Here is a 2543-nt window from a genome sequence, read left to right as displayed (position 1 = left end):
GATGCAGTTTTAGCATCATCAAAAAACATTTCATAAAAATCTCCTAGTCTAAAAAAGACTATACAATCCTTATAGTTTTCTTTTATTTCAAAATATTGCTTCATCATAGGTGTTAAAGCCAAATAAAATCATCTCCTTTATATCAGCAAGTAAATACTGATTTTCTTACTTTATAGTGTGATTATACTATAAATAGAATTTAATATAAAGTAAATGAATTTATAAGATAAAAAATGCATCTGGAATATTTACAGATGCATTTTACTTTACAGATCCACTTCTTTATTACTAATTATATGGTTTTTCTCCATAAGCCATTAAAACTAATTGTATTATAGTTGACTTTGGAGAATTATAAAAGTTTTTAAATTGATTAATAAAAGGTGCCATCTTTGAGTTTTCTGGTACATTTATTTTATTTACTTCCTTTGATATTAAGAAGGAATCCATACCAATTACATCACTATGATTTGCTAATACTTCGAAATCTAGATTTGTAAATCCCTTTCCTTTTAATAGCTTTAATAGCTTTCTTCCAATAAATCTATCTCCGCCATTACTTCCTTGGAAATTTGATAATGCTGAGTTTAATTGTGGCATCATTTTTTGGTGAGGATAAGTAACTCCCCATATATCATTATCTACATCTGTTATTACTACCTTTCCACCTGGTTTCAATAATCTATATATTTCACTAGTAGCCTTTGGTGTATCTGATAAATGTTGATATACATATCTAACTAAAACAAAATCATATTTATTACTTTCTAAAGTATTTGCTAATAAAGATTCATTAACAAAATGTATTCTATGGATATAGTCTTTCAACCTTTTTTGAGAGATAGTTATCATGTTTGGATCTATTTCTAAAGCGGTAATTTTTAAGTTAGGAAAATCCTTAAGTAAAAGTTCAGTAATAAATCCTGGGCCAGACCCTACTTCTAATACTCTCATTCCATCTTTCAAACCAAAGTACTCAAGATTTCTAAGTTCTTTTTTCCAATTCATTTTAGCTTGATATTCTAACCTACGTAACTCATTATTGAGTCCAAATGAATTATACATATTTTTATAAGACATAAAAAACTCCTTTTTTATTCACATTTATACTCTAATATATTTTCCTTATGCAAAAATGTGACAAATCTAAGGACTATGTAAATAATTCTATAATATCCTCTTCACTTAATGAAGAAATATCTTTAAAACTTTCATCTTCTGAATTAATTAAGCTAGAAGTTAATGTTCTTTTTTTATTTTGTAGATGCATTACTTTTTCTTCAATAGTATCCTTTGCTATAAGCTTTATTACTTCAACAACATTTTTTTGCCCTAATCTATGGGCTCTATCACTTGCTTGGTCTTCAACAGCTGGATTCCACCAAGGATCTAAATGTATTACAATATCAGCAGATGTAAGGTTTAATCCAGTTCCTCCTGCCTTTAAGCTTATAAGAAATACTGAGGTATCATCGTTATTAAAGCTTTGAACCATTGCCAGCCTTTTTTCTGATGGAATGCTACCATCTAAATAATAATTACTAATATCTTCATTTCTTAATCTTGTAATAAGATTTTTTAATACAGAAGTAAACTGTGAAAATATAAGTACTTTATGCCCCTCTTCTATACTGTTATTTAATATTTCTATTAAAGCTTCAATTTTACCATTTTCATTATTATAATCCTCCATAACTATAGATGGATCTATACATAATTGTCTTAGCCTAGTTATATACGAAAGTATTTCTATTTTACTAGTTTTAAACTCATCATCCTTTACCTTTTTACTTATAATATCCTTTGCATAATTTGCATATGTAGCATATACTTTTTGCTGCTCTATTGGTAATGATACAAATAACTGCTTTTCTATTTTTTCAGGAAGCTCCTTTAAAACATCTTTTTTATATCTTCTTAATATAAATGGAGATATTAGCTTTTGAACTTCACTTAGCACTTCTTTACTTTCATTTAGCTTTTTATGATATCTTACACTAAACCTTTTTTCATCATAAAGGAAGCCTGGCATTATAAAATCAAATATTGACCATAGCTCCATTAATGAGTTTTCTATTGGTGTTCCTGTTAATGCAAACCTATTTAAGGATTTAATTTCTTTTACTGCCTTAGCATTTATAGAACTAGAATTTTTTATATACTGAGCTTCATCTAATATACAGTAATTAAAGGTTCTATCTTTATAAAAATCTAAATCTCTCTTTAACAAGTTATATGTAGTTATTACAATATCGCTTTCCTTTATATCATTTAACATTAAAGCTCTTTGATCCTTTGTTCCATTTATAACCTTAACACTAAGTGAAGGAGCAAATTTTTTAAACTCATTTTGCCAATTATATATTAATGATGTTGGAGCTATTATTAATGCTCCACTTTCTTTTTTATTAGCTAAAAAGGATATTATTTGAAGGGTTTTCCCAAGTCCCATTTCATCTGCTAAAATACCACCAAAGCCTAGGTAGTCTAATGTATTTAACCAGTTTACTCCGTACTTTTGATATTCTCTTAATGTAGCACTT

The 2543-nt window shown here is 27.5% G+C and carries 3 protein-coding genes; all 3 read right to left on the bottom strand.

What is annotated here, in order from left to right:
• On the bottom strand, positions 1 to 122 hold a 122-nt coding region (locus tag ACRDBA_RS04880; protein ID WP_438571799.1), incomplete at its 3' end, for a hypothetical protein.
• 166 nt (positions 123 to 288) lie between these two features.
• On the bottom strand, positions 289 to 1080 hold the full coding sequence (locus ACRDBA_RS04875; RefSeq protein WP_438571798.1) for a class I SAM-dependent methyltransferase: 792 nt from the start codon (positions 1078 to 1080) through the stop codon (positions 289 to 291).
• 73 nt (positions 1081 to 1153) lie between these two features.
• On the bottom strand, positions 1154 to 2543 hold a 1390-nt coding region (locus ACRDBA_RS04870), incomplete at its 5' end, for a DEAD/DEAH box helicase (protein ID WP_438571797.1).

The organism is Clostridium sp. (assembly GCF_051654825.1).
Classification (GTDB): Bacteria; Bacillota; Clostridia; order Clostridiales; family Clostridiaceae; genus Clostridium.
The sequence above is the reverse complement of the archived record's forward strand: the minus strand, read 5'-3'. Positions and strand labels throughout refer to the sequence as shown.